Origin of the sequence: Ectothiorhodospira variabilis, assembly GCF_022227625.1 — a bacterium.
GTDB lineage: Bacteria > Pseudomonadota > Gammaproteobacteria > Ectothiorhodospirales > Ectothiorhodospiraceae > Ectothiorhodospira > Ectothiorhodospira haloalkaliphila.
On the sequence record NZ_JAJNAO010000039.1, the window covers coordinates 1 to 2606 of the forward strand.

Here is a 2606-nt window from a genome sequence, read left to right on the forward strand (position 1 = left end):
ATTCGATGTGGAAACAACCTGAGCCCCCGTGGGAGCCGGCCTGCCGGCGATGCACTGCGACAGCAGTGCCCTGCCCATGCTGAGGTGCCCACCGCCTTCGCGGGCAAGGCCCGCACCCGCAAAAGGCCCGCTCCCCCGTTGGAGCCGGCCTGCCGGCGATGCACTGCGACAGCAGTGCCCTGCCTATGCTGAAGTGCCCACCGCCTTCGCGGACGAGGCCCGCTCCCACAAAAGGCCCACTCCCATACAAGCGCTAAACGCCAGGGGTCATGATAGACTGCCCCCGGCACACGACTTGTCCCTGGAGGACCAGGCATGGCTGACCAACAGCGGCTCAGACTCCCCATCGGCATTCAGACCTTCTCCGAGATCCGCGAGGGGGGTTACTACTACGTGGACAAGACGCCGATCATCGAGCGCCTGGTCCACCAAAACAAGTACTACTTCCTCTCCCGCCCCCGCCGCTTTGGCAAGAGCCTGCTGCTGGATACCCTGCGTTGCCTGTTCGAGGGTCGCCAAAAGCTCTTCGAGGGGCTGTACATTCATGACAAATGGGACTGGCAGCAGACTCACCCGGTGATTCGCCTGAGCTTTGCCGATGGCGTCCACAAGACCCGTCAGGAACTGGATGACCACATCTGGTATCAACTGAACACGCAGCGTGAAAAGCTCGGGGTACCCCATCCCCCTGCCAAGCTGATTTCCGCCGAGTTTTCATCACTCATTCGCCAGGCTCACACTCACTACGGCCGGGGTGTTGTTGTCCTCATCGACGAGTATGACAAACCCATCCTGGATAACATCCTGGAGCCCGAACGTGCCCGGGAACTGCGCGAGGGCCTCAAGAACCTCTACAGCGTGCTCAAGGACGCCGACCCGCACCTGCACCTGGTGCTGCTCACCGGGGTATCCAAGTTCAGCAAGGTCAGCCTGTTTTCGGGGCTGAACAACCTCAACGACATCACCCTGGATGCGCCCTTCAGCACGATCTGCGGCTATACCGATGAGGACATCGACACGGTATTCGCCCCGGAACTGCCCGGCCTGGACCGCGAGGCCATCCGCCAGTGGTACAACGGCTACCGCTGGGGCGGCGCCGAGGTCAAATCGCTCTACAACCCCTTCGATGTGCTGCTTCTGCTCCAGAAACGCGAGTTCGGTCCCTACTGGTTCGAGAGCGCCACGCCCACCTTCCTCATTGATCTGCTCAGGAAGCGCGGCATCTTCACCCCCCAGCTGGATCGGCTCCAGGCCAGGGCCCAGTTGCTTGGGCGTTTCGATGTGGATGACATCACCACCGAAGGACTGCTGTTCCAGACCGGCTACATCACCATCAAGGACGTGCAGGAGCCCATGCTGGGCTACCGGCTCTACACGCTGGGATTCCCGAATCTGGAGGTGGAGAGCAGCCTCAACGAGCTGCTGCTTCCCGTCCTCGGGATCGGCCACAGCGAGGCCCAGAACCACCAGTTGAGCCTGATGGACACGCTGCAGCGACACGACCTGGCAGGCCTGGAAGCCCACCTCAAGGCCCTTTACGCCAGCCTGCCCCACGACTGGTACCGCAACAACCCGATTGCCCGGTACGAAGGCCACTACGCCAGCGTGTTCTACAGCCATTTTGCTGCGCTTGGGGTCCAGGTCACGGTGGAAGATTCCAGCCACCATGGCAAGGTCGACATGGCGGTGGACTTTGCCGGGCACATCTACCTGTTCGAATTCAAGGTGGTGGAACAACTCCCCGAGGGCAGGGCGCTGGAGCAGATCAAGGCCAGGGGCTATGCTGACAAGTACCGCGCCTCCGGCAAGCCGATCCACCTGATCGGCGTGGAGTTCTCCAGTGAACAGCGCCAGATCGTGGCGTTTGAGGTAGAAACGGCCTGAGCCCCCGTGGGAGGTGGCCCGCCCAGCAAAAGGTGTCTGTCCCCTTTTGCTGCGAGAGCCATCGGAAAAGGGGTCTGTCCCCTTTTGCGTGTCCCCTTCCTGCTCGAGGGCCATGATAGACTGCCCCCGGCACACGACTTGTCCCCGGAGGGCCAGGCATGGCTGACCAACAGCGTCTCAGACTCCCCATCGGCATTCAGACCTTCTCCGAGATCCGCGAGGGGGGGTACTACTACGTGGACAAGACGCCGATCATCGAGCGCCTGGTCCACCAGAACAAGTACTACTTCCTCTCCCGCCCCCGCCGCTTCGGCAAGAGCCTGCTGCTGGATACCCTGCGCTGCCTGTTCGAGAGTCGCCAAAAGCTCTTCGAGGGGCTGTACATTCATGATAAATGGGATTGGCAGCAAACCCACCCGGTGATTCGCCTCAGCTTCGGCAGCGGCGTGATGCGCAATCGCGAGGAGCTGGACACGCGCATTCGCCACCAGCTACGCAAGGAACGCGAGCGCTTCACCCAGGCCACCGCGACCGAGACGGATATTCCCGGAGAGTTCTCCGACCTGCTGGAGCTCGCCCATCGGGAAACGGGTCAGCCGGTGGTGCTGCTGATCGATGAATACGACAAGCCCATCCTGGACAACATCCTGGAACCGGAGCGTGCCCGGGAACTGCGCGAGGGCCTCAAGAACCTCTACAGCGTCATCAAGGATGCCGACCCG

General features: G+C 61.9%; 2 protein-coding genes. Both read left to right on the forward strand.

Annotated elements, in window-relative coordinates; translation table 11 throughout:
* Nucleotides 1–315 precede the first annotated feature (315 nt).
* The gene (locus LPW30_RS15775; RefSeq protein WP_239681349.1) at nucleotides 316–1884 is read left to right on the forward strand and encodes an ATP-binding protein; all 1569 of its coding nucleotides are present in this window, start codon (nucleotides 316–318) and stop codon (nucleotides 1882–1884) included.
* Between the two features lie 158 nt (nucleotides 1885–2042).
* On the forward strand, nucleotides 2043–2606 hold a 564-nt coding region (locus LPW30_RS15780), incomplete at its 3' end, for an AAA family ATPase (RefSeq protein ID WP_238626056.1).